This window comes from Microbulbifer agarilyticus (genome assembly GCF_019800665.1).
Lineage (GTDB): Bacteria > Pseudomonadota > Gammaproteobacteria > Pseudomonadales > Cellvibrionaceae > Microbulbifer > Microbulbifer agarilyticus_C.
Window position 1 is genome coordinate 327,624 of sequence record NZ_JAHVKO010000003.1, and the last position, 24,580, is coordinate 352,203.

Annotated in this window: 20 protein-coding genes; 9 read left to right on the plus strand and 11 right to left on the minus strand. The window is 58.2% G+C overall.

The window, feature by feature from the left end; all coding sequences use genetic code 11:
* Positions 1–102: 102 nt before the first annotated feature.
* Complete coding sequence (locus KUV22_RS07090; protein WP_222229704.1) at positions 103–561, plus strand: DUF6314 family protein; 459 nt, start codon at positions 103–105, stop codon at positions 559–561.
* A 61-nt stretch (positions 562–622) separates the two neighbouring features.
* On the opposite strand, the gene KUV22_RS07095 is transcribed toward KUV22_RS07090, so the two are convergent.
* The 3 genes from KUV22_RS07095 to KUV22_RS07105 form a co-directional block, all read right to left on the minus strand.
* A complete protein-coding gene (locus KUV22_RS07095; protein ID WP_261319251.1) occupies positions 623–1,432 on the minus strand; it encodes a PhzF family phenazine biosynthesis protein in 810 nt (269 codons plus the stop codon).
* A gap of 117 nt (positions 1,433–1,549) precedes the next feature.
* The gene (locus KUV22_RS07100; RefSeq protein ID WP_222229706.1) at positions 1,550–2,824 is read right to left on the minus strand and encodes an inorganic phosphate transporter; all 1,275 of its coding nucleotides are present in this window, start codon (positions 2,822–2,824) and stop codon (positions 1,550–1,552) included.
* Positions 2,825–2,838: 14 nt separating this feature from the next.
* On the minus strand, positions 2,839–3,516 hold the full coding sequence (locus tag KUV22_RS07105; protein ID WP_222229708.1) for a TIGR00153 family protein: 678 nt from the start codon (positions 3,514–3,516) through the stop codon (positions 2,839–2,841).
* A gap of 201 nt (positions 3,517–3,717) precedes the next feature.
* On the opposite strand from KUV22_RS07105, the gene KUV22_RS07110 reads away from it, so the two are divergent.
* The 3 genes from KUV22_RS07110 to KUV22_RS07120 all read left to right on the plus strand — a co-directional run bounded on the left by KUV22_RS07110 (position 3,718) and on the right by KUV22_RS07120 (position 9,614).
* Positions 3,718–5,502 carry a GspE/PulE family protein gene (locus KUV22_RS07110; RefSeq protein ID WP_222229710.1) on the plus strand — a complete coding sequence of 595 codons (1,785 nt, stop codon included), beginning with the start codon at positions 3,718–3,720 and terminating at the stop codon, positions 5,500–5,502.
* Positions 5,503–5,586: 84 nt separating this feature from the next.
* Positions 5,587–8,475 carry a bifunctional [glutamate--ammonia ligase]-adenylyl-L-tyrosine phosphorylase/[glutamate--ammonia-ligase] adenylyltransferase gene (glnE, locus tag KUV22_RS07115; protein WP_222229712.1) on the plus strand — a complete coding sequence of 963 codons (2,889 nt, stop codon included), beginning with the start codon at positions 5,587–5,589 and terminating at the stop codon, positions 8,473–8,475.
* Positions 8,476–8,657: 182 nt separating this feature from the next.
* On the plus strand, positions 8,658–9,614 hold the full coding sequence (locus KUV22_RS07120; protein ID WP_077400351.1) for a branched-chain amino acid transaminase: 957 nt from the start codon (positions 8,658–8,660) through the stop codon (positions 9,612–9,614).
* A 72-nt stretch (positions 9,615–9,686) separates the two neighbouring features.
* Here KUV22_RS07120 and KUV22_RS07125 read toward each other — a convergent pair whose 3' ends face one another.
* Positions 9,687–11,027 carry a UDP-glucose dehydrogenase family protein gene (locus KUV22_RS07125; RefSeq protein WP_222229714.1) on the minus strand — a complete coding sequence of 447 codons (1,341 nt, stop codon included), beginning with the start codon at positions 11,025–11,027 and terminating at the stop codon, positions 9,687–9,689.
* A gap of 277 nt (positions 11,028–11,304) precedes the next feature.
* On the opposite strand from KUV22_RS07125, the gene KUV22_RS07130 reads away from it, so the two are divergent.
* Together KUV22_RS07130 and KUV22_RS07135 are read left to right on the plus strand one after the other, a co-directional pair.
* Complete coding sequence (locus KUV22_RS07130; RefSeq protein WP_222229716.1) at positions 11,305–12,216, plus strand: ELM1/GtrOC1 family putative glycosyltransferase; 912 nt, start codon at positions 11,305–11,307, stop codon at positions 12,214–12,216.
* Complete coding sequence (locus tag KUV22_RS07135; protein ID WP_222229718.1) at positions 12,216–13,250, plus strand: glycosyltransferase; 1,035 nt, start codon at positions 12,216–12,218, stop codon at positions 13,248–13,250. Before KUV22_RS07130 ends, KUV22_RS07135 begins: the two co-directional genes overlap by 1 nt.
* Here KUV22_RS07135 and KUV22_RS07140 read toward each other — a convergent pair.
* From KUV22_RS07140 to KUV22_RS07155, 4 genes are all read right to left on the minus strand, one after another.
* A complete protein-coding gene (locus KUV22_RS07140; protein WP_222229721.1) occupies positions 13,247–14,293 on the minus strand; it encodes an ELM1/GtrOC1 family putative glycosyltransferase in 1,047 nt (348 codons plus the stop codon). The two genes, KUV22_RS07135 and KUV22_RS07140, sit on opposite strands and share 4 nt — an antisense overlap.
* 25 nt (positions 14,294–14,318) lie before the next feature.
* Positions 14,319–15,146, minus strand: a complete 828-nt coding sequence (locus KUV22_RS07145) for a hypothetical protein (protein WP_222229723.1) — start codon at positions 15,144–15,146, stop codon at positions 14,319–14,321.
* Positions 15,147–15,202: 56 nt separating this feature from the next.
* The gene (locus tag KUV22_RS07150; protein WP_222229725.1) at positions 15,203–16,486 is read right to left on the minus strand and encodes an O-antigen ligase family protein; all 1,284 of its coding nucleotides are present in this window, start codon (positions 16,484–16,486) and stop codon (positions 15,203–15,205) included.
* A gap of 142 nt (positions 16,487–16,628) precedes the next feature.
* Complete coding sequence (locus tag KUV22_RS07155) at positions 16,629–17,735, minus strand: glycosyltransferase family 4 protein (protein WP_222229727.1); 1,107 nt, start codon at positions 17,733–17,735, stop codon at positions 16,629–16,631.
* 127 nt (positions 17,736–17,862) lie between these two features.
* On the opposite strand from KUV22_RS07155, the gene waaA reads away from it, so the two are divergent.
* A complete protein-coding gene (gene waaA / locus KUV22_RS07160) occupies positions 17,863–19,308 on the plus strand; it encodes a lipid IV(A) 3-deoxy-D-manno-octulosonic acid transferase (protein WP_261319252.1) in 1,446 nt (481 codons plus the stop codon).
* Positions 19,309–19,383: 75 nt separating this feature from the next.
* Here waaA and KUV22_RS07165 read toward each other — a convergent pair whose 3' ends face one another.
* Positions 19,384–20,283, minus strand: coding sequence for a glycosyltransferase family A protein (locus KUV22_RS07165; protein WP_222229729.1), 900 nt, complete (start codon positions 20,281–20,283; stop codon positions 19,384–19,386).
* Between the two features lie 46 nt (positions 20,284–20,329).
* Entirely contained in the window at positions 20,330–21,166 is an 837-nt protein-coding gene (locus KUV22_RS07170; protein ID WP_222229731.1) for a glycosyltransferase family 2 protein, read from the minus strand.
* A 377-nt stretch (positions 21,167–21,543) separates the two neighbouring features.
* On the opposite strand from KUV22_RS07170, the gene KUV22_RS07175 reads away from it, so the two are divergent.
* Entirely contained in the window at positions 21,544–22,440 is an 897-nt protein-coding gene (locus tag KUV22_RS07175; protein WP_222229733.1) for a glycosyltransferase family 2 protein, read from the plus strand.
* A 117-nt stretch (positions 22,441–22,557) separates the two neighbouring features.
* Positions 22,558–23,310: a 3-deoxy-D-manno-octulosonic acid kinase gene (locus KUV22_RS07180; protein ID WP_222229735.1), complete on the plus strand. Its 753-nt coding sequence runs from the start codon at positions 22,558–22,560 to the stop codon at positions 23,308–23,310.
* 48 nt (positions 23,311–23,358) lie between these two features.
* Here KUV22_RS07180 and KUV22_RS07185 read toward each other — a convergent pair whose 3' ends face one another.
* Positions 23,359–24,381, minus strand: coding sequence for an NAD-dependent epimerase (locus KUV22_RS07185; protein WP_222229737.1), 1,023 nt, complete (start codon positions 24,379–24,381; stop codon positions 23,359–23,361).
* Positions 24,382–24,580: the final 199 nt, after the last annotated feature.

The window sequence follows — 24,580 nt, forward strand, 5'->3', positions numbered from 1 at the left end:
ACTGCTCTTAGGTACCTTGCCTGGTGTTGTCGCACCGGGCGACAGAAATGTGGTTATGCACAGGGCAGCAGCTTCGTGGGTCAGGGTGTGGATTCAGAGAGTGTGGATAAACTTGGGCTCGTCGCACTGGCAAAGCTTTGTGCCCGTTTAGCGAAGGTGCGCAGTTTCAGTTTCAATGCGAGCAACGGTCCGGGCTCGGCCACCAACTGGCGTGGCCACGGGCGCGGGGATGTTGCTGTGAAAAACTTTGGCGCACATACCGTGTTTAACGAGCAGGCGAAATTTACCGATGTTGATGGGCACAAGGTCGCGCTAAACAATTGTTACCGGTGGACCCGCTGTGTTGATTTTGTGCGGCTGGAGCATGTACAGGACGAGCAGTCGATGCTGCTGTTTAACTTCGTGCCACTTACTGCGCATGGATTTCGCCATCAGAACGCCCATCGGTGTGGCGCGGATACCTACACCGCTGATTTGATTTTGCACACCGATGAAATCGAGCTGATCTGGCAAATTCACGGGCCGCAAAAAAATGAGCGGCTGCACTACCACTACTGGTGAGCTTTCGGGAGTACCCCTTGTCCGTTAGTCACGCGGGCCCATTTGGAGCCCACGCTACCGCTTACACGGCGATCTGGCCGCGCAGGTAGGTCACCGCATGGCCACGCATGATTACCCGGTCACCTATCAGTTCGCAGTCCAGTTCCCCACCGCGTGCTGAGATCTGCTTTGCGCTCAATGTAGTTTTATCAAGCTTTTGCGCCCAAAAAGGCACCAGTCGCGTGTGTGCGGAACCGGTGACCGGGTCTTCATCGATACCAATGGCCGGTGCGAAAAAGCGGCTAACGAAGTCGCAAGCATAACTGTCGCCAGGGGCGGTACAGATCAGGCCCTTATACGGGAGCTGGGCAACTGCGCGCATATCCGGGGATAGCGCGGCGACCTGCTTAGCCGCAGTGAACTCCAGCAGCAACTGGTCATCGGAGCCGGCAACTTCAAAGGCGTTGATTGGGCTTATGCCGAGTGCCTGGGTGAACGCATCGTTCAGTGAGATGGGCTGATTTATCTGGGCGGGAAAATCGAGTGCCAAACGTTCTCCATCCCGGCGCACGATCAATTCGCCGCTTTGCGTGAAGAAATGAATCTCATCATCGGTGCAGCCCAGCTCTGTCCACAGCAGGTGGGCGGTGACCAGAGTGGCGTGACCGCACAGGGGTACTTCCTCTCCTGGTGTGAACCAGCGCAGCTCAAAGCCGTTGCCGGCCGGGACGGTGAAGGCAGTTTCGGCGAGATTATTTTCTGCGGCGATCTGCTGCATCAGCTGGTCATCGAGCCAGCGGGTGAGCGGGACGTACGCGGCAGGATTGCCTTGGAAGAGCTTCGAGGTAAAGGCGTCGGCCTGATAGATGGGCAGTTGCATGGGGCGCTGCATAGAGGGATCCTTCTCACATTGCCAGCATAAAAAAGGGGGAGCCAATTGGCTCCCCCTTTTTTATCAAACGTTACCGGTAAATTCTATTACCAGTCGGCTTATACAAACGACTAGCTATCAGCCGAATACGCCTTTGAAGAAGAAGAAGAACAGGATCGCCAGACCGGCGCCCGCCGGCAGGGTGATTACCCAGGAGGCGGCGATGGTGGTGATCATACGCAGGTTCAGTGCACCGATGCCGCGCGCCAGGCCAACCCCGAGTACCGCCCCCACGAGGGTGTGGGTGGTGGAAATGGGCAGGCCGGTACCGGAAGCAAGTACCACGGTTGCGGCAGCGCCCAGCTCGGCGGCGAAGCCGCGGCTCGGGGTCAGCTCGGTGATCTTGCGGCCAATAGTCGCCATAACCTTGAAGCCGTACGTAGCGAGGCCGACCACGATACCGGCACCACCCAGCAGTAGGATCCAGGGCGGCATGACCGCCTTCGCAGTGACCGCGCCTTGCTGAACCGTGTTCACTACCGCGGCCAGCGGGCCGACGGCGTTAGCCACGTCGTTGGAGCCGTGGGCAAACGCCATGGCACAGGCGGTGAAGATCATCAAGATGGCGAAGACGCGCTCAACACTGGCAAAGCGGTTGTCCTTCTCGGCTTGCGGGTCGCGCTTCACACGCTTTAGCATGACCACACCAATACCCATTACGATCAGACCCATAACCGCGGCAATCAGGGCATCCTGCCAGAAGGCCAGGCTGATATTCGCATCTTTGAATACGTGCTTGAGACCCTTGGTGAGGGTCACCATGGAGATCATCCAGCCCACGGCAAACATGTAGATGGGGATATAGCGCTTGGCGTTGTTGAATGGGTCTTCGGTATTGAGGATCAGGCGCTGCACACTGCGGAACAGCATGAACGAAATAGTGCCCGCCAGTACCGGGGATACCACCCAGCTGGCAACGATGCTGCCCACCTTGCCCCAGGCCACTGCATCCACAGAGATACCCACTGCGGAGAAGCCGACGATGGCGCCGACAATGGAGTGAGTGGTGGAAACCGGCCAACCCAGGATACTGGCGATCAGCAGCCAGGTGCCGGCGGCCAGCAGTGCGGAGAGCATGCCGTACACCAGCAGTTCCGGGGTGTCGTTAAACAAGTCCGGGGCGATGATCCCTTTGCGAATTGTCGAGGTCACTTCACCGCCAGCCAAGTAAGCACCGGCAAATTCAAAGATCATGGCGATGATGATCGCCTGCTTGATGGTCAGCGCGCGGGAGCCTACGGAGGTACCCATGGCGTTGGCCACGTCGTTCGCGCCCACACCCCAGGCCATGAAAAATCCGAATACACAGGCCATTATCAGAAAGATATGGCCGTATTGAGCGATAATTTCCACGTTTTCTCTCCCCGTTATCGCGCCAGCAACAGCTGCAATCGGTTGCCCACGCCGTGGGCTTCATCTGCCAGCTCACCAACTTCTTCGATCACCCGATACAGGAAAATCACGTCTACTGGCGGCAGGTCTTTTTCAATGTCGAAAAGTGCAGCGCGCACTTCTACTTCTAATTTGTCGGACTTGCGCTCCAGCTCATCCAGTTCTTCGATCATGCGCTGGGCAATGTCGACTTCGCGGCCGGAAAAGCCGGATTCCAGCAGCTCGTCCAGCTCGTTGATGGCGGTCAGGGCCTGGGCGGATGCAGCCACGGCACTTTCCACGAAGGTGCACATCAACGTCTTCAGTGGTGCAGGAATCTGCATTTGGCGGCCAATGGCTAGGCCGGCAATGTCCTGGGCGGTGTTGGCTACCTTGTCCTGCACATGCAGCAGCTCCAGCAGGTCGCTGCGAGATACCGGCATAAACAGGCTGTCTGGCAGGTGCAGGCGCAGGTCTCTCTTGATGTCATCGGCGCGGCTCTCGCTGGCGGAGATACGCTCCTGGACGGTTTTGGCGGTCGCCAAGTCCTCGTTCACGAGGGCTTCAAAGAAGGGCACCAGATCCGCTGACGCCTCATGGGCGGTCGCCATATGCTCTTTGATCGGTTTGATCGGCGAGCGGCCGAACAAGTTGCCGATGTTGGACAGGGGCATGGTTTGTTCCTTTTTCCGGTCCTGACAGGTTGTTTAACAGCCCAGAACGGGCCAAATCGGGCGGCATGGTACCCCAACCTGTGCGCAGGGCACAGTGACGTGGCGGTTTCCGTATCAATTCGACCAACCGGCGCACTGTTGCAGCTCGCCAATAGAGCTACAATGCGCCTTCTAACAATAAGCGTAGACGGGTAACAAGGTATGGCTGCAAGCGCTGGGGTAAGAGGTGCGGACCGGATTCTCGACCTGCCGGGGTTGCTGGAGGACCTGGTCGGTGACGGGTATGTGGCGCGCATGGATGCCAACCGGCTGATCGGCACGCCACGAACCGCCGAGCAGGCGCAGATGCACCCGCTAACCTATATCGCCACTTGCGAACTGGAAAATCAGAAGAAACCCGGGCGCACTCTGGATGCGCAGGTACTGACCCAGTGGCTCGCAGATACCTCCTCCCACGGTCTCTACCATATCGATCCGCTCAAGGTGAATGTGGCGGCGGTGACCGAAGTCATGAGCTTCCAGTTTGCCAAGCGCCACCAGATCCTGTGTGTGGAAGCCAGCCCGGAGATGCTGTTGGTGGCCACCGCGCAGCCTTATACGTCTGGCTGGGAAGAGCAGCTGGAGCACACCAGCGGCCGCACCGTGCAGCGGGTGGTGGCCGACCCGGCGGATATCCTGCGCTACGGCACCGAGTTTTACTCCCTGGCCAATTCGATTTCTGGTGCCAGCGGGCTTAAGGGCAGCTCCGCGGCGGGCAACTTCGAGCAGTTGCTGGAGCTGGGTAACCTCAAGGACCCCGAGGCCAACGACCAGCACATCGTCAATATCGTGGACTGGCTGTTGCAGCACGCCTTCGATCAGCGCGCCAGTGATATCCACATCGAGCCCCGTCGTGGCATTGGCCGCATCCGCTTCCGTATCGACGGTGTGCTGCACCCGATCCACGAGCTGCCGGATCAGGTCAACGCGGCGGTGACCAGCCGCCTCAAGATTCTCGGGCGCATGAATGTAGCGGAGAAGCGCAAGCCCCAGGATGGCCGCATCAAGACCAAGCGCCCCGATGGCAGCGAGGTAGAACTGCGTCTGTCGACCCTGCCCACAGCGTTCGGTGAAAAGCTGGTGATGCGGATTTTCGATCCGGAAGTACTGGCGCGCTCCTATCACGACCTGGGCCTGGCCGGTGACGACCTGGCGCGCTGGCAAAACATGCTCGGGCGCCCCAACGGCATTGTGCTGGTTACCGGCCCCACCGGTTCCGGTAAGACCACCACGCTGTATACCGCGCTCAAGCAGCTGGCCTCCAGCGAGGTGAATGTTTCGACTATCGAAGATCCTATCGAAATGGTCGAAGACAGCTTCAACCAGACCCAGGTGCACCACAGTATCGGCCTGGATTTTGCCGCCGGCATTCGCACCCTGATGCGTCAGGACCCGGATATCATCATGGTGGGGGAGATTCGCGACCTGGAAACCGCGCAGATGGCGGTGCAGGCGGCGCTCACCGGCCACCTGGTGATTTCCACCCTGCATACCAACGACGCGCCCACTGCAGTGACCCGCCTGCTGGACCTGGGATTGCCGCACTACCTGCTGAAGTCCACCGTGCTCGGGGTGATGGCCCAGCGCCTGGTGCGTACCTTATGCCCCAGTTGCAAGCGCAAGGCGGAGGTCAGTGATGAAGACTGGCAGGCGCTGGTGAAGCCCTGGAAAGCGCCCAAGCCCGAAGTGGTGTATCAGCCGGAGGGGTGCCTGGATTGCCGCAATACCGGTTATCGCGGGCGTCAGGGTATCTACGAGATTCTTCCGTTCAGTGAGGCGATACAGGGGCTGGTTACTGCCGACTGCGACCTGCAGCAGGTGCGCCATCAGGGCATGCGCGAAGGCATGAGCAGTCTGCGGCTGTCCGGGGCCAAAAAAGTCGCGGCAGGAATCACCACGGTGCAGGAAGTGTTGCGGGTAGCGCCACCGCCGGATATCGCGTTCTAACTATCCGCCTCCCAATCCGGCCGGGCGCTCGTGCCCGGCCAATTTATACTTGAGTCAGCTTCATTCGCGCAAAAGGACCCTGCCGTGTATCACTTCCCCGAATCTATTTGCTCCGCACCGCTGCAAGCCCGGCTGCAGTCGCAGTGGCAAAGCTGGTGTGAGCAGGTGGGGGAGGGCGAGGTCGCTGCGCTGGAAGCGCAGTTGCAAGCGGATGCATCACTGCCCTTGTTGGTCGCGAGAGGGCTGCTTGGGTCTGACTTTCTTTTGCAGCAGTGCGCACGAACCCCGGGGTTACTCGGTGAATTACTCGCCAGTGAGGACCTGGGGCTGGCGCCGCCAGATCTCACTACGCTGGAGACCGACGAGGATCTTGAGCGAACCCTGCGCCTGTTGCGCAACCGGGTGAATACGGAGGCCATCTGGCGGGACTTTGCCGGGCAGTGGGATATTCCCACAGTCTGCGCTCGTTTGACCGAGCTGGCCGAGATTTGTATTCAGGCGGCGCTCGACTGGCACTGGCAGAAAATGGTCGAGCGCCACGGTGAGCCCCGCAGTCGCGACGGCCAGGTGCAGCCGATGATCGTGCTGGGCATGGGCAAGCTGGGCGCGCGTGAGCTCAACCTGTCGTCGGATATCGATCTGATTTTTGCCTATCCGGAGCCGGGGCAAAGTGGCGGTGACTCATCGGAGATCAAACCACTGGAGAACCAGGCGTTTTTCCAGCGCCTTGGCCAGCGCCTGATTAAATCCCTGGATGCGGTAACCGCCGACGGTTTTGTGTTTCGTGTGGATATGCGCCTTCGGCCATACGGTGACAGCGGCCCGCTGGTAAGTCATTTCGCTGCACTGGAAGACTACTACCAGACCCAGGGGCGTGAGTGGGAACGTTACGCCATGATCAAGGCGCGGCCGGTGGCTTTTTCCAGCCTGCCGGGCGGTGCACAGGCCGCGGAAGAGTTAATGGAGCTGCTGCGCCCATTTACCTACCGGCGCTATATCGACTTCAGTGTGATCGAAGCACTGCGGGAAATGAAAACCCTGATCCAGCGGCAGGTACGCGCGCGCGGCCTCACCGATAATGTGAAGTTAGGGCGCGGCGGCATCCGCGAGGTGGAATTTATTGCCCAGGCTTTCCAGCTTATTCGCGGCGGCCGAGAGCCCGACCTGCGCGTGCGCAATATCCTGAAGGTCCTACCGCTGCTGGAGCAGGACGGGCATTTACCGCAGGGTGCGGCCGATCAGTTGCGCGATGCCTATCTTTTGCTGCGTCGCGTCGAACACGGTTTGCAGGCGGAAAAAGATCAGCAGACACAGACGATACCGGTGGAGAGCGAGCGGCGCGAGCAGCTGGCCTTTGCCCTGGGCTATGCAGGCTGGGAGTCCCTCGAGGAAGAGCTGCTGCTGGCGCAGACGGTAATCGAGCGTGAATTCGACCAGGTGATCGCGCCACCGGAAGAAAGCGATGAGATCTCCGAGAGCGATCGCTGGGAATTGCTGTGGAGTGGTTGCGAGCGCGACAGTGATCGCGACACCTGGCTCACGCAATTGCAGGACGCAGGCTTCTCGCCGGCAGATAAAGCGCTGGAGGTTATTAGCGCGTTGCATGGCGATCGCATTGTCACGGCGTTGCCGGTGGCCGGGCGCCAGCGTCTGGATCAAACCATGCCATTGCTGCTCGCCGCTGCCGCGGAAGTTGGCGAGCCGCTGTTGGCGCTGGAGCGGGTACTGCCGCTATTGCGCTCAATTCTGCGGCGCAGCGCGTATCTGGTGCTGATCAACGAAAACCCCCCGATACTGCAGCAGCTGCTGCGTCTGTGCAGTGCCTCGCCGTGGATTGCCGATCAGTTGGCGCGACATCCGGTGTTGCTGGATGAAATGCTCGACCAGCGGCGCCTGTTACAGCCATCGACGGCACAGGATATTGCTGATGAGCTGCGCCAACATATGCTGCGAGTGGATACCGACGACCTTGAGGCGCAAATGGAAGCGCTGCGTCATTTCAAGCAGGGGCAGAGCCTGCGCATCGCGGCGCAGGAAGTTACCGGTGCCCTGCCGCTGATGAAGGTAAGTGATTCCCTTACCTGGCTGGCGGAAGCAATTTTACAGCAGTCGTTGGTGCTGGCGTGGCAGCAGGTGACGGAAAAGCACGGTACGCCAAAGGGTGCCAGTGCTGACGATATGCGGTTTTCGATTGTTGCCTACGGCAAGCTCGGCGGTTTGGAGTTGGGACACGGCTCGGACCTGGATATTGTGTTTGTGCACGATGTCGATGGTGCTGGTTACACCGATGGCGAGCGGTCGCTCGACGCGCAGAGCTTTTACACGCGCCTTGCCCAGCGCCTGATTCATATCTTGCAAACTCGCACACTGAGCGGCGCGCTCTACGAGGTGGACACACGCCTGCGTCCCTCTGGCAACTCGGGCCTGCTGGTAACCTCGCTGGCCGCATTTGAAAAGTACCAGCGTGAGAGCGCCTGGACATGGGAGCATCAGGCGTTGGTGCGTACCCGGCCTGTGGCGGGCAGTGAGCGCCTCGGACAAGCTTTCAAAGCTCTGCGCACGCAGTTGCTATGTGACGCGCGTGATGAGCAGAAATTGCGTGAAGAGGTGGTGGCTATGCGCAATAAGATGCGTGCACACCTCGATAAGAGCAATGATCGGCAATTCGATCTCAAGCACGGCTCGGGCGGTATTGTAGATATCGAATTTATGGTTCAATATGCCGCATTGGCCTGGGCGCAGCGCGCCCCATCAATCGTGCGGTATACCGATAATATTCGCATCCTTGAGAGCCTCACCGAGGCAGGCCTGATGCCGGCCCATCAAGCCGCGCATTTGATCGACGCCTACAAAGCCTACCGATCTGAAGGTCATCGCCTGGCATTACAACAGCTGCCGGGGGTTGTATCCGGTGACCAATTCGAAGCGGAAAGAAAGACCGTTACAACAACTTGGCAGCAGATGCTGGGCTAAGCGAGTGAAGTCTCGCCTGCTACCCAGTAGTTGTTCGCTGCCCGATTAAACTGTTTTTCATCAGGCTCTGTGCTGTAGGAGCCTGCCTGCAGGCGAATTGGCTCGACCCGGCTCAGACCGTTCCGCTCCCCCTCCAGGCCGCTCCTACAGAGTGCGTATTTAGAATTTTGTAGGAGATCCCCATGTCTTTTGCCGATAGAGACGGCGTTATCTGGTTTGACGGTGAACTGGTTCCCTGGCGCGATGCGCGGGTGCACGTGCTCACCCACACATTGCATTATGGAATGGGTGTATTTGAAGGTGTGCGCGCCTATCAAACCGCCGATGGTGGCACCAGTATTTTCCGCCTGCAGGAGCACACCCGCCGCCTGTTCCGCTCCGCCAAGATCATGAACATGAGCATGCCTTACGACGCGGAACAGCTGAATGAAGCGCAGCGTCTGGTGGTGCGTGAAAATGGCTTGGAAGAAGCTTACCTGCGCCCGATGGTGTTTTACGGATCGGAAGGTATGGGGCTGCGCGCCGACGCGCTGAAAACCCACGTGATCGTCGCTGCGTGGGAGTGGCCTAGCTATATGACGCCCGAAGCGCGTGAACTGGGGATCAAGGTGAACACCTCTTCCTATACACGTCACCACGTCAATATCGCCATGTGTAAGGCCAAGGCCAATGGTAACTACATCAACTCCATGCTGGCGTTGCAGGAAGCCCTGCGTAACGGCTGTGAAGAGGCCCTGCTGCTGGACCCAGAGGGCTACGTAGCGGAAGGCAGTGGCGAAAACTTCTTCCTGGTTAGCGATGGTGTGATTTACACCCCGGAGCTCACCTCATGTCTCGACGGCATTACCCGCGCTTCTGTTATCCAGCTGGCCAATGAGTGCGGCTATAAGGTGGTGGAAAAGCGCATTACCCGCGACGAGGTCTATATCGCGGATGAGGCCTTCTTTACCGGTACCGCAGCAGAAGTGCTGCCGATTCGCATGCTGGATGGGCGCACCATCGGCGCGGGTCGCCGTGGTCCGATTACCAAGCGCCTGCAGCAGTTGTACTTCGATGTGGTGCAGGGCCGCAGTCAGGCGCATATGGGCTGGCTGAGCGATGTGCATGAAGGTTGCGAGGAAGTAGCGGCGTCTGCTTGATACTTTCACACCGCGTACAAAAAAGGGCGGGCATCTCACGATGCCCGCCCTTTTTTGTTTTGGCTTCGCCGCTTAGCGCGCCGCCTGCTTCGGGCGTCCTACACAATAGTATTCGAAGCCCGCTTCCACCATATCCAGTGGGTGGTAGAGGTTGCGTCCGTCGAATACCACGGGATCCTTGAGGCTGCTGCTGACGGTGGCGAAATCCAGGGTTTTGAATTGCTGCCATTCGGTGGCGACAATCAGTGCGTCGGCGCCGGCCAGCGCGCTGTCGCGGGTGCCGCACAGCTGCAGGTTGTCGCGGTTGCCGTAGATGCGCTCGCACTCGTGCATGGCTTCCGGGTCAAACGCACGCACACTGGCACCCATCTCCCACAGGTTTTCCATCAGTACACGGGCTGGAGCTTCACGCATATCGTCGGTATTGGGCTTGAACGACAGGCCCCACAGGGCGAACGTCTTACCAGTCAGGTCCTTGCCGTAGCGCTCGACAATTTTTTCCAGCAGGTAGTGCTTCTGGCTGTGGTTACGCTCTTCGACTGCGTTCAGGATTTTGGGCTCGATACCCAGCTGTGCCGCGGTGGTTTTTAGGGCCTGCACGTCTTTGGGGAAGCAGGAGCCACCGTAACCAATACCCGGGTAAATAAAGTGATAGCCGATGCGCGGGTCGGAACCGATACCCTGGCGCACGGATTCAATGTCGGCACCTACGCGATCGGCGATCACCGCCATTTCGTTCATAAAGCTGATCTTGGTAGCGAGCATGCAGTTGGCCGCGTACTTGGCCAGCTCGGCACTGCGCACATCCATCACGATGACCTTGTCGTGATTGCGGTTAAACGGTGCGTACAGTTGGCGCATTTTCTGTTCGGACGCCTGCTCGGAAGTGCCGATGATAATCCGGTCGGGCTTCATGCAGTCCGCCACCGCGGAGCCCTCCTTGAGGAATTCCGGGTTGGAAATAACATCGAACTCCAGATTCAGTGCATTGCGTTCCTGCAGGGTGCGGGTTACTTCCTCACGTACCTTGTCCGCGGTGCCAACGGGCACGGTGGACTTGTTGATGATGTATTTCTTGCCATTCATGTGCTCGGCAATGGTGCGGGCCACGGTGAGTACGTAGCGCAGGTCCGCAGAGCCGTCTTCATCGGGTGGGGTGCCAACCGCAATAAAGATCAGCTCGCCGTGGGCCACACCCTCGGCAGCATCGGTGGAGAAACTCAGGTTGCCGGATTCGTTGTTGCGTTTGACCAGTGGTTCGAGGCCTGGCTCGAAGATGGGAATGTGTCCCTGGCGCAGGCGCTCGATCTTGTTTTCATCGATATCGATACAGGTAACCCGGTGACCGGCTTCCGCCAGTACTGCAGCCTGCACCAGGCCAACGTAGCCAGTACCAAAAACGGTGACATTCATCTTCTTGGAAATCCTTTGAGTAGATTTGTGTCCCGCGGGTCCGCCAATCCGGGTTGCGGGGCCTGTTAGCAACAGTGTAGGTGGCCAAGTTTACCGTTTATGGGCGGCACTCGCCATGAACACCGCGGGCGGGTTAGATGTGTCTGACTGTGCACCCTGCAGGTGCAAATTCAACACGCTGCAGGTAAGGTAAGCGGCGAAATTCATCGCCGTTGTGGTTAAGTGCCGGCTGGTGCCTGCGCTCGGTGCGTATGTGTTGGTAATTGGAGAGAAGTATTTGATCACAGTCTGGCGGTTTGTTGATGGCAATAAGGCCCACGAAAAGCAGAGTGCAGCGCTGCTGACAGGCTTGCGTGAGCGCATGGGAGCCGCTCGGGTGCAGAGCTGTGATGTGGACTGCAGTCAGTTGCGCTTCTGGCTACCGGGCTCACTGCAAATGGCTCTGGATGCCGCTGGAGCGATTGCCCTGGGACAACCGGATTTATTAATCGGTGCTGGGCACCGTTGCCACCTGCCACTGCTCGCGGCGCGCAAGCGCTTTGGTGGTCGCAGTGTGGTCCTGATGCGCCCGTCACTTCCCATCCACTGGTTCGATTTTGCCCTGATACCCGAACACGATCGCCCGCCCGCACTGCCAAATGTTCTGACCACCCGCGGTGCACTCACCCTGCCACTGCCGCAACAGCCAACGCGTGCGGGCACTGGGCTTATCCTGCTCGGAGGGCCGAGCCGGCACTTTGCCTGGGATAGCGTCACCCTTGAGCGTGATATCGGGCAGCTGGCGGCAAGCTCGCTGCAGTGGACCCTGGCGGACAGCCGTCGCACCCCTGAATTTGCCCTGCAGCAGTTGGCGCGGCCGGGCTTTACTCTGGCTCCCTGGCGAGAGTGCAGTGACGGTTGGCTGGAGCAACAGTTGGCGTCTGTGGAGCAGGTGTGGGTAACCCGGGATAGTATTTCCATGGTATTCGAGGCCCTGCAAAGCCGTGCGCACGTGGGCGTATTGGCTCTGCCTTCACGCAATCGCGAAAATAAGGTGCGTGCAGCGGTACAGCGGCTGATTGACGAAGGGTTGGTCAGTGAGCAGCTTGCAGATGCTAAGCGGTCACCCGGTGTCCAGCGCGAGCCGCTCAATCAATATCAGCGTCTCGCGGCCGCGCTGCTTCGTCGCTGCAATCTGGAATTTGCCTGATGTCAAAACCTTCACCTCGAAATATCTGCCACTTGTTTATGAGTAGTGAGTTCGGCGGCTTGGAAAAACATGTGATGGAGTTGGCCGGGTGGCAAGCTTCCCATATGGATTGCAAGGTTTCTATTATTGCCCACCCGCGCTACCAGTCGCAGTGCCCACAGGGTGTTGTATTTTTACCTGTGAATACCGATTTGAGTCGGCGCAATCCGCTGCTGCTTGTTGCGCTGGTGCGGAGCTGTCGTCGCCACGGATTCGACCTGATACATGGGCACGGGGGGAAGGCCGCGGGAGTACTTGCAAGTCTGCGTCGCTTTATTCCTGCCACCAAGGTCATTACCCGGCACAACATCGTGCACCCCAAAGATGCGGTGGCGAGACATTTTCCTGGGCGTATCGCGGTAAGTCGCAAGGCGGTAGCGAACTCCGCGCTGGATTGGTCGGTGATTCCCAACGGCACACACGCACCGGAAAAAGAACTTTCGCCCCCGCAGCAGTGCGCGGATGAGCGTCGCGTCGTGCTCTCGGTTGCGCGCCTGGTGCCGGCCAAAGGAATCGATTTGTTGTTACAAGCGTGGGCCGAGTTGCGCCCGGCAGATGCCAGTTTGTATCTGGTGGGCGACGGCCCGGAGCGGAACAAGCTGGAAGCCCTGGCCCAGAATTTATCGCTCGAGGGTAGCGTGCGCTTTGTCGGTTATTCGAAGAATGTCGCTGCATGGATGCAGGCAGCGGAGTTTATGGTGGTGTCTTCTCACAAAGAAGGTGCGCCCTATACCGTAGTGGAAGCCTTGCTGAGTGGTTGCCCGGTAATCTCCACAGATGTTGGGAGCAATCGGGAAATTTTACCGGCAGAATTTATCGCTGAAGACATTTCGGTTTCGGCAATTGCCGAATTGTTGCAGACTGCTTTGCAAGATAATGCCGCACTGAAACGTGCATTTGCGCCGGTATTTGAGTACGCGACAAAGCGTCTCACTGTTGATGCCATGGCGCAGGCGACTGTCGAGGTATATTGCCGGGCGTTGCCAGCCAATTAATCACGATATTTTTCCAGCGCCGGAATTAGCTGCACAAGTTTATCCACAGTATTCTGGCGTGACGATGCTACCTGCGAGGCAAATGCATCGGGATCGGTAGATACCCAGTTGAAACCTCCAAGTTCCGATATGAGCGCTCTTTGCAAATAGCCCCGTTGTGCGAATTTTTCGATGGCCTGCTGATAGCGCGGCGGTGATGCAACTTGCCCCGGGCGCAAACTCAGTAATGGCCGAGGTAAGTTAATTGCTTCGCACAGCATGCTCATGCTGTCTTCGGTGCAAACTATCTGTTTTGCCTTAGGCAGGCGCTCTGCCAGCGGCTTTCCTCTATCCTCAGGCCAGCAGTGTTGATGGCCGTGAGTCTCGCTCAATATCTTTTTGCTCAATTCACGCAAGGCGGGCGGGCTGCGGCGAGACCCAGCTACCAGCCACCGAATCCGATTTTTCTTCGCACAGTTTTGCGCCCACTGCAAAATCGCTTGCCAATCCTGTTGCTCGTATTGATAGCCGCTACCGTTACCTCCAAGCAGCAGTGCCCAGGTGTTGGCGGAAGGTCTCGTGTTGCTGATTCGTGCGGGCGCAAAGTCCACAACCAGGTTGTTGTGGAAAAAGCCGGGGGTTGGCTCCAGGGTCAGCAGGGCAGATACCGTATGGGGGGCGAGCTTGCGCGGCGAACCGAGAAATACGTTTGGGCACCTCCAGAATTGTGCGAGTGCAGTACTGGCAAATCGGGTGTTGCCGCCGGCCGAAAGGATTAGCTGAGGCTTTTGTGGGAATGGCTGCAGTCGGTGTGAGGCGAGAATGGTGTGCGTAATTACCCCAGAGCCTGTTGCGATATTGCTGGCGCTTGCAAGCAGGGGGCGCAGCCATTTTGCCTTAGGCGTGCACTCGATGACTTGGACCTGGGGGTGAAACCCTGCTTCGCGCAGCCAGTCGACAAATCCATGGGCCTGATTAACGTGGCCGGGGATGCCGTCACTGAGCAGGCAGATATTTAGGCGAGAAGGGGTGGTGACCATTTCAGGGGGGCGCCCCTTCAGCATGTTTTGTTTGCCCACACCCCATTAATCAGTCGTAGAAGGGCTCGGAGGGGTTCTGGTAGTAAATCTGCATAAGCGAACGGCGCTCATTGGCGCATTCGATCTGTGGGCGGCCGTGCCAGCTGTGTTTGCCGACAACAAAGGCGTAGGCACTGTTGGGAACGAAAGGAAAACGGCGCACTTCCTTGAAACCATCCTTGCTACCCAACCCCAGCTTGCGGAATTCATACTGCAGGCGTCCGACAAAGCCGCGCTCGTACAGACTGGTGCCCATGGTTTCCTGGCTGTTGTCACCGGGCAAGTACACCTGCATGGTAACAACCTTGCGTGCAACGTCCCGGTGAGGCGAAATCTGGTAACCACTGTGATCGCAGAAGTAGCCCGTTTTCGGGTAGGCCTCAATCGCGGGGACTTGCTGACCAGGCACTTTGAAACGGCGGGTTAGGTCGGTGCCGAGACACTCGAACAGGGCCTGCTTGACCTCATCGGCCTGCATTCCCTCGGTTACGCCCTGCCAAAGGGCCTGTGTATCCCCTTCAAGGCGTGCGAGGTTTTTATCATTGAACGGGAAGACCTGGCGGGTACTGCTGCCATCACTGCGCATGGCCTCTTTGTGGTTCAGTCCCTTGCATAAGTCTGCCGAGGGTGCGCTCTGCAAAATGCGCTGATAGATATCATCAGGGAAAAAATTTTCCAGATACAGGTGCGAGAACGGTTGATCCTGCGGCTCTACAGATCGCAGCCTTGCTACCAGGTGGTTGCGCACGCGCTCGGCAATTTGCGTTGCACTGGAAGCGCTTGTTTGCGCAGCAACGCTGCCGGATTTTTCTGTGATAATTTCGTTTGTGGTATCCATGGTACTTCCCTGTGCCAATCGTATATTCGAATGTGTTACAGCGAGTCAGTAATCAGTTAGTTTGTGCTGCTGGCGGAGTTCGCAAGGTTCAAGCGCGCAATCACCAGTGCCATAGAAAGCCATGTTAGCACCATCATTTCAGAACTGAACAGCTCGCGATGGGTGTTGAGCGGAAACCAAACACAAACAAGGATAAGCAGCGGGGCTACCGGCAGCTGACTCTCGTCGCGTGTCGTAGCAGACTTGGAAAAGAGTGCGCGCCAAACAAGCGTAAGAAATATCGCTGCAATGGTGAAGTACAGCAGGCTGCCGATCGCGCCGGTACCGGCGAGAATCTCAAGGACAACCTGGTGGGTATAGGGCTGGAACAGGCTGGTGCCGGTCCAGCTATCCGGTAAATACAGGCTGTAATTGCCGGCACCAGTGCCAAACCAGGGGTTTGCCAGAAACTGCTCCCAGGCCTGCCCCCACAGCTGCGCGCGGATCGGGATAACCGCGGCAATCCCTGCGATATCAAAGCTTTGCGGAATGGTGGCAGTAATACGTTTGCTCACCTGTGGGTCCTGCAGAATCCACCAGCCGGCCGCGCCAACCGCAGCGGCAATCAGGCCCAAGAGCCAGGGCGCGGTGCGCAGCGCAGCGCGTATCTGCGCGCGGCTCATATACAACCAAACCGCACTGATCAGCATGAAACTGACCCAGCCCGCGCGCGTGTTACCAAAAAAGGTAACCGCCAGGCACAACAAATACGCCATTCCCTGTAGTGGTAGAGACCAGCGGCGTACAACCGGCGCAAACAGAACCCAGACGCACAGAAATGAAATATAGAAACCAAATTTATCCGGGTGGCTGAAGTAGCCCCCGAGGCGCTCACTGCGCGGCACGCCGAACAGATCGAAGCCGACGAGGGCCTGGAACAGCCCGTCAACCAGCCAAAAGCCGATAATCGCAAACAAGCACCACTGCAGTCGTTTCCAGATCTGGTCATTGCGCGCCCAGTACAAGACTGCCATTCCCGCCAGCAATAGAAACAGTTGGAACCCCATCAATTTGAGGGGCTTATCGGGATATTCGGTATTCAAGGCCGAGAGACCCAAAGCCAGTGCCGCACACAGGTTCATGGCACACCAGCTGGCAGCGCCAGGCGTCCACCATTCGCGACGCTGGCGAATCAGTAGGGTGATTGAGGCGATGGCCAGAATCAGTACCGACAGCTGGAAGGTCCGCGACCAGGGCAGCACCCAGATGGAACTGCACAGAAGCAGCGCAATCGAGGTATTGCGATCCAGAATTCTGGCCGCAAGGGATGGGTTGCTGGGAGCGGTAGAGATACTAGACATACAGCGTGTCGCCTGAGTTCTGTCGGCATTATTGGTCGAGTAACCAATATTGTACGTTGCCACCCCTCGAAAGAGCTATAGACCAGATCTCGCTTTTGGACTTGACCGATCTGCTCTTGGTGCTGGTGCGATGGGAGGGTTGTCAGCCGCTATTGATAAGGGATTGGTAGAGTGACAGGGTACTTTGTACCTGAGCTTCTAGAGTAAAGGAAACCGGTAACCGAGGTTTATCTTGGCTGTTAAGCAGGGTGAGGGTTGTATTTAGCAATTGTTCTGGCTGATTAAATTCCACCAACCCTTGCGGGAAGCTGGCGTGCAGGGATTCTGCCGGGCCGCCCAGGTTGTAGCCGATTACCGGCGTGCCGATGGCCGCAGCTTCGATGACCGTGCGCCCAAAGGGCTCCGGTCGCTGGGAAAGGTTAAATACCAGCTCAGATGCACGATACCAGTAGCGAATATCTGCACGCTGCCCGGTAAAGGTCACTCTGGACGCGATACCAAGCTCGCGGGCCTTTGCCATCAGCTCGTCCGCGTAGTGTTCCTTGTTCGGTTCGGCGCCACCGACGATCACGCCCTGTAGATCCGTCTCTTTTTCAACCAGTTGTGCCATGAGCTCGAGGAAGGCCTGGTGCCCTTTCCAGCGCGTCAGTCGGCCAGGAAGCAGAAGCCAGCGCTTGCCTTTGAGAGCCGGGAATTCGTTTTCGACTTGGGACCGCCACCCTGTGGGCAAAGACAGGTCGCGGTGGAACTCGTCGGTATTGACTCCGCGATAGATCAGCTCAGGCGGTGACTGCAGGTAGTGCGCGTAATTGTCGTTGAGGTAATCCCGCACGCATTCACTGATCGCGATGACACGCTCGGCGCGGGCCATAATCGCGCTGTAGCGATTAATCGAGTACAGGCCATGGGCAGTGCTGACGAGGCGTGGACGAGCATCGCGCGGCAGTTTCTTCCATGCCAGGTAGGTCAGCCATGCGGGCATACGCGAGCGCACGTGTAAAATATCTGGCTGCAACGCTTGGATCTGCGCGCGCAAAGGGCGAACCTGACGCAAGCTGGACAGGGATTTTTTGTGGATGGGTAGGGCAATGTGCTGGCTTCCCTCCCTTTCCAGCTGCTCAACAAGTCGCCCACCGTTTGAAATGACAATAGATTCGTGCCCGGCCTCGGTAAGTGCCCGGGCCAGGTCCAGTGTGCCTCTCTCCACACCGCCGGAATTGAGCGCGGGCAATAGCTGTACGACTTTCACGAGGTGCTCCTAATCACGGATTCCTTTACGGGCAGGGCGGCGACATGTAACGGATGACGTCCCGGCGTGCGTTGCACCAGTATGGCGCGAGAATGGGGTAGAATAGAGCCTCAACAAGCGGGATTCCATGCTCGCGTTTGCCAAAATTCACCAAAACGATTACTGGTTAGCAAAACCTGATTTTGACTTGATGCGCCATCTGTACACCTGGTTTTTCCGACTCACCTTGCCACTGATGCTGCTGCACCTCTGGTGGCGGGGGCGCGCCGACCCTGCGTATCGCAAACGCTGGAGTGAGCGTTTTGGTCTGGTGCCCTCGCGACCGGGGGCTCGCCGCCGCTGGCGCGAGCGTTTTGGTCTGGTGCCGGACCGGGCCAGTCGTGCCCCCTTGATCTGGATTCACTCGGTATCCGTAGGGGAGACCCTGGCGGCAATACCCTTAATCAAGGAGTTGGCGGCGCGGCACCATCAATGGCAGTGGTTGGTGACCACTACCACGCCCACCGGATCACAGCGTGTACACGATGCCCTTGAACCCATTCTCAATGGTCGGCTTCTGCACTACTACCTGCCGTTTGATTTACCTGAATGCCTCACTCCGTTTCTCGATGCGCTGCGCCCTAACGTACTGGTGAGCATGGAAACCGAGCTGTGGCCGAATATGCTGGCGCTGTGTGACAGGCGTAATATCCCGGTGGCGCTGGTCAATGGTCGGCTGAGCGAAAAGTCTGCGCGGGGCTACCGACGGTTCCCTCGTTTGAGCCAGGAAATGATGAGCCATATTACCCGGGTATTGGCGCAATACCCTGCCGATGCATACCGCTTCTCTGAGCTTGGAGTAGAGCCCGAGCGGGTATCTGCGGTGGGTAACATCAAGTTCGATTTGTATATCGGATCCGGTTTGATCAGCGAGGCTCAGGCACTCTCCCATCAGTGGGGGCACTCCGGTGGTCAGGCTGATGAGGATGGGCGCATCGGACAGCAGGGGCGTCCGGTATGGCTGGCCGCCAGTACTCATGCGGGTGAAGATGAAGTGGTGCTGGACGCGTTTGAGCGGCTGCGGGTTAGCTTCCCGGACCTGCTCTTGGTGCTGGTCCCGCGACACCCGGTACGCTTTGATAGTGTGGCGCGCATGTGCCGTGAGCGTGGTTTGCGTACGGTGCGGCGCAGTGATGGCGGTGTGCCGGCGGCGTCTGACCAGGTATTGCTGGGCGACACCATGGGAGAATTGCTGCGTTTCTATGGCGCGAGTGATGTCGCATTTGTCGGTGGCAGTCTGGTGCCTGTTGGTGGACACAATATGATTGAACCAGCTGCGTGGGGGGTGCCGGTGGTGTGTGGCCCGCATCTGCACAACTTTAGTGTGGTCTCCGACCTGCTGAGGGAAACTGGTGGCCTCAGGGTTGTGGATGATGCAGAGCAGATGGCACAGCAGGTGGCAAGTTGGTTGGAGGATTCGGCAGGCCGTTTCGAAGCGGGTATCCGTGCGCGGGAGGTCGCGGCGCAGAATAGCGGTGCATTGGAGCGCACCGTCGAGGCAGTAGAGTCTCTGATGCGCATGAATAAGCGTTAATCATATTCGATACAAAAAAGGCCGGATGAGTATTCATTCGGCCTTTTTCTTTTGCGCATCACACTTTCGAAGTGATCAGTGCTTGTCGGTCGCCTGCCGCACACTGCTGCGAATCTGGGTATTCAGTTTGCTGCCGGTATAGCGGCCCTTGCTGATATGGCGAATGCGATACACCGAGGGGATATCCAGCGGCGTCCCCTGGGTGCCCAGTAACCAGCGGAAGGCGCGGTCTTCGTGGGCCTTGCACCAGCGCTCAGCTGGTTTCTGGTAGTAGCTGAGCGCGTCGCAGTAGCCACCGGCACGTGCCATATCCCCGTGTGCGATCTGCAGGGGACCCGTCGCGCGGTCGCGGGTTTGTTCGACAAACCGGGAGTCGTCGATGTCTGCGAGTTGTACGTCATTTGGGTCGAAGTTCAGCATGGGGTCGTCGTCTTCCAGCAGCGAGGTAATGCGCTCGCGCTCGGGGAATACCAGGCTGTCGGTGCGGCCCTGTAGCAGTTCCGCCAGCTGATCCAGGCAGTTTTCCCGAAACATCAGATCGCAATCGGTAAACCAGATCCAGTCCGCTTTGGTGGCGAGCGCCGCCTGGTTGCGGCCGATAGCACGGCGGTACAGGGACTCCTTGGGCAGTTCGCACCAGTTCCAGGTGATACCCGGAATCTGTTGCTTGCCGAAAAAGGCCAACACCGCTGCAGTGCGGGTATCTTCGCTGTTGTAGTACACGGTCATGGTTACCGTGGCCTTGGTCGGCGGGAACAGTACCAGCGAACTCAACTGATAAATCAGAAAATGTGAGTACTGCCAGCAATGGCTGACAATTTCGATATTCAACACGCCGGTACGCGCGGCGCGCTCACTGCTGCCCGGCAACGGTTTCTGAAACAGGGAAGGTGGCACCAGGCCGCTGGCGGCCAGCCGCAGGAAGCGGCTGACGATGGGATCGGACCAGTGTTTGTTAACTTGCGATGCACTCATGGGCGTCTTTCAACTGTAAAAAATGGGATGTCGGAGTCGCTATGCGCTATTCCGCGCGGTAGCCGGCTTCGGTGAGCTGGCGAATACCCTGCGGGGTCTCAATGATGCCTTCTTTGGCCACGTGCAGACGCAGGGCCTTGTTGCGCGCGACAATTTCCGGGTCGGCATAGCCGCGCGGGTGATCCAGGTGGATGCAGATCGCATCAAAGCGCACATGGCGCGGCTTGATACCGGCGTTCTCCAGGCGCACGCCAAATTCACGATCCAGGCCGCCCCAGGCCATGCGCTCGTCAAACCCATTTACCTTGAGGATGTCTTCTCGCCATGCGGAGGCATTGGAGCCTTTCAGGTTGCAGGCGGTAGGGGTCATCCGGTTGAGTAGCGGCGCCCAGCGTCGCGTGGCGCGCAGCTTAAGGGTTTTGCGGCGGTGCTTGAGACCGTTGGCACGCAGCCACTGGTAGTCGAAGCAGCGTCCGGACTCGATATCGTCGCGGGTAATGGCCTCGCTGGTACTCATAGGCAGCTTGAAATAGCTGCCTGACAGGAAATAGCCGGGTTCGGCGCGGTCTTTGTGCACTGCGAGGAAGTCTTGGCGCGGGATACAGTCGCCGTCGGTGAACACGACGTAATCACCGCGGGCACTGAGGATCGCCTTGTTGAGAATGCGGCACTTGCGGAAGCCGTCATCTTTTTGCCAGATGTGACGAATATTCAGGCCAGTATCTTCCCGTACCCGCTCGATCAGGGCGGCGGTTTCCGGGGTGGAACCGTCGTCGGCGACGATGACCTCGTGAGGTTGCTCGCTCTGGCAGTTGTAGCCCCACAGTACCTTCTCCAGCCACTCGGGTGAGTTATATGTGGTCATGATGACTGACTGGTTCATGGGGTCTCCACAGAAAAACGTCAAATAATGTGTGCGAATTGTATAGAAAAGTGCTTGATTCGGGCGCTCAGTTAGGCCCTAAAGCGTGCTCTTCGATTTGGAGTGCTCAGGCCGGCCACAGTCGGTGATGGCGGAACGTTGGGTCATAAAGGCTCCAAGTGAAATTCGCGGAGCCGGATCCCTAGCTTAAAAGCGGGCAATTCTAAGGAGTTGGGGCAAGATTTGCACTTCGGAATGTTGAAAGTCCGACGTGCCACACACTTATTTTTGCGTTGGAGGGCTTAGCGATTGTGTGCGGAGGCTGGTAATCTAGCGTGAGGCGACAGGAGTTAGTTCGCCGCTGAAGATGATTCCCACGGAATATTAGGGGGCAGAACATGCATATCTTCGTATTTTCTTACAATCGCAGCGCCCAGCTGGAGAACTGTATTCGCTCCATCGAGGCCTGCGCACCTCACTGCCAATTGACCATTATCGATGACGGTAGTGGTGATCCCGCGACGCAAGCGGTGCTGCGGAAGGCGGCTCAGCGCCATCAGGTGATTGACCGTACATCCGAGTCTGGACACAAGTTGGGCGGCCTGTATGCCAATATGCAGGCGGCCTATGAGATGGCCCATGCGGATGAGCTGATGTGCTTCCTGCAGGACGACACCCAGATGGTCAGGCCGCTGACCCGAGAGGATATTGAGGTGCTGCGGACCAGTTTCGCCAGTCAGCCGGACCTCGGTTTTATCTCCCCCGCTTTCGTGCGCGGTATTTCCCTCCGGAAAAAGGTGGATCGGGATTTCCGCTTTGATGCCGAGCGCAATTTCTGGTTCTGGTACCCGCGTAAGCGTTCCACCGGGACCTGGTTCTCCGCACTGTTGATTGCCGACCCCAAGCGCCTGCGTGAACACAACTGGCAGTTTGAAGTGGGTGAGTCGGTCAATAACCGTCGTGCAGCCAAGATGTTTTGCCGTATGGCTCGCATGCGCGTGCCCTTCGCCATGTGGTTGCCGAACGGTGGGGCGTATCGCGGCAAGCAGAAGTCCCTGGCATTGCGGTTTGGCGAGTGGGCGCGCAACTGCGGTCTCTATCCGCTGCAGGTGATGTCCGCAAACGAAGTCGATAGCCTCGCTCAGTCTTCTCCTGTGCGTCTGCCGGTGGCCGAAGAATTCCTCAAAACCGATGAGAAGGTGAAACAGCCTTGGGCTTATGATCCGATGCAGGGGGCCGGCTGGCTGAAACTGCTGGATCGCATTGAGCGCAAGGTGCGGAATTTATTTGCCTGATCCGCACCTTAGCGGGATAACGGCACTGGGGTGCTGGCTGTGCAACGGTTAGAATGGGCAAAACATGGTTAGGTTGTGCTTCGGGCTGGGCCGGTAAGCACGTTTAGGGAGTCCCCCGTGGGGTATCAGCAATTCACGCACCAGCGCGCCACCGTCATTTATGACGATGAGATGCTTGGTGCCGACTGTGAAAAAATATTTCGGGCTGATTGGCTCGCGGCGAATTGCGGAAGTGCTGAGGTAGAACGCGGCAAGGCGGTGATGTTCTCCTATGCCGGCCACGATCTGGTATTTAAGCAGTATCACCGCGGCGGGCTGGTCGGGCGTGTGGTGGAAAAATCCTACCTGTATAGCCGCCTGCCCAATACCCGGGTATGGCGGGAATTCCATATGCTGCGTGAAATGCGCGATCTTGGGCTACCGGTGCCGCGCCCGGTCGCCGCACGCTGTGTGAGTGTGCCGCCTCTGGCCTATCGCGGTGCCTTGATTACCGAGCGAGTACCTAACTCTGAGACATTGGCCCAGGTGTTATGTAAGGGACCTATGGGTGAACCTCTATGGCAGTCACTGGGCCAATTGATCGCGCGTTTTCATCAGCAAAACGTGTATCACGCGGATCTCAATGTTCATAATATTTTGTTGGCTGGCGCTGATGGCAGGGAGCCGAGCTGGTACTTGATCGACTTCGACAAGGGAGCGATTCGCAATCCCCTTTCGCGGCAGGATGCGGACAGTAATGTGGCACGCCTGCGGCGCTCGCTGGACAAAGAGCTGGGGCGGTTGCCGGGGTTCCAGTTCAGTGAGCAAGACTGGCAGGCGTTGGAAGGCGCATATCGCAACGCCCGCTTAGAGCAAGGTCAGAATAAATAAGGCGGGCTGGTGGCCCTCGCCGTAACGGGAGCCGCCATTGTCTACTTGTTAAACCGCGTAGTACTCCCGGTACCAATCCACGAATCGCTGCACGCCATCCACCACGCTGGTGTCCGGGCGATAGCCCACCGCATGCTCCAACTTGCCGGTATCCGCATGGGTATCGGGAATGTCTCCCGGCTGCATCGGCAGCATTTCGCGAATCGCCTTTTTCCCCAGCGCTTGTTCCAGCGCATCGATATAGTCCGACAGCTGCGCGGGATTGCCGTTGCCGATATTGAATACCCGGAAGGGGGCGTTGCTGGTGGCTGGCTCCGGCTGTGCGCTGGACCAGTTTGTATCCGGCGCCGCAACTTGATCACTGGACTTGATGACACCCTGCACGATGTCGTCGATATAGGTGAAGTCACGGGTGTGGTGGCCGTGGTTAAACACCGGGATCGGCTTGCCTTCGAGGATCAGGCGGGTGAACTTGAATAGGGCCATGTCCGGGCGCCCCCAGGGGCCGTATACGGTAAAGAAGCGCAGACCGGTGGTGGGCAGGCGGAATAGGTGGCTGTAGCTGTGCGCCATTAGTTCGTTGGCGCGTTTGGTGGCGGCGTAAAACTGCAGCGGGTGGTCCACGCCGTGATCTTCACTAAACGGCATGGTGGTATTGCCGCCGTAAACACTGCTGGTGCTGGCGTAGCTCAGGTGCGGCGTTTTGGCCTGACGGCAGACTTCCAGCAGGTTGGCGAAACCCACCAGATTGCTCTCCACATAGGACTCCGGGTGCTCGATAGAGTGGCGCACCCCGGCCTGAGCGGCCAGATGGATTACCCGGTCGAACTCGTGCTCGGCAAAGCAGCGATCCAGCGCCGCGCGATCAGCGATATTGGCGCGCACAAACTGGTAGGCAGCCCCGTGTTGCTGGGCGGTGCTTTCCAGCTTCCGCAGGCGGTCTTCCTTGAGGCTGGTTTCGTAGTAATCATTGACGTTGTCGATGCCTACGATTTCATCGCCGCGGGCCATCAGAGTGCGGGCAACGTGGAAGCCAATAAAGCCGGCGTTGCCGGTGATCAGATACTTCATGGATGTCTTGAGCGCAGTTCAGGGTGGTAAACGGGCATTTGGCTAGTGTAGTCAGTGGCGCGCAGAAACCGGCAATTTCCGATCGAACCGCGGGCCAGCGCATTTTGCCCAGGCCGAAAAAAGGCCGGCACTATAGCAGTACCGGCCCTGTATTTCTGCGCGCAGTGCGCAATATCGGCTTTTATCCAGCCTTTATTCG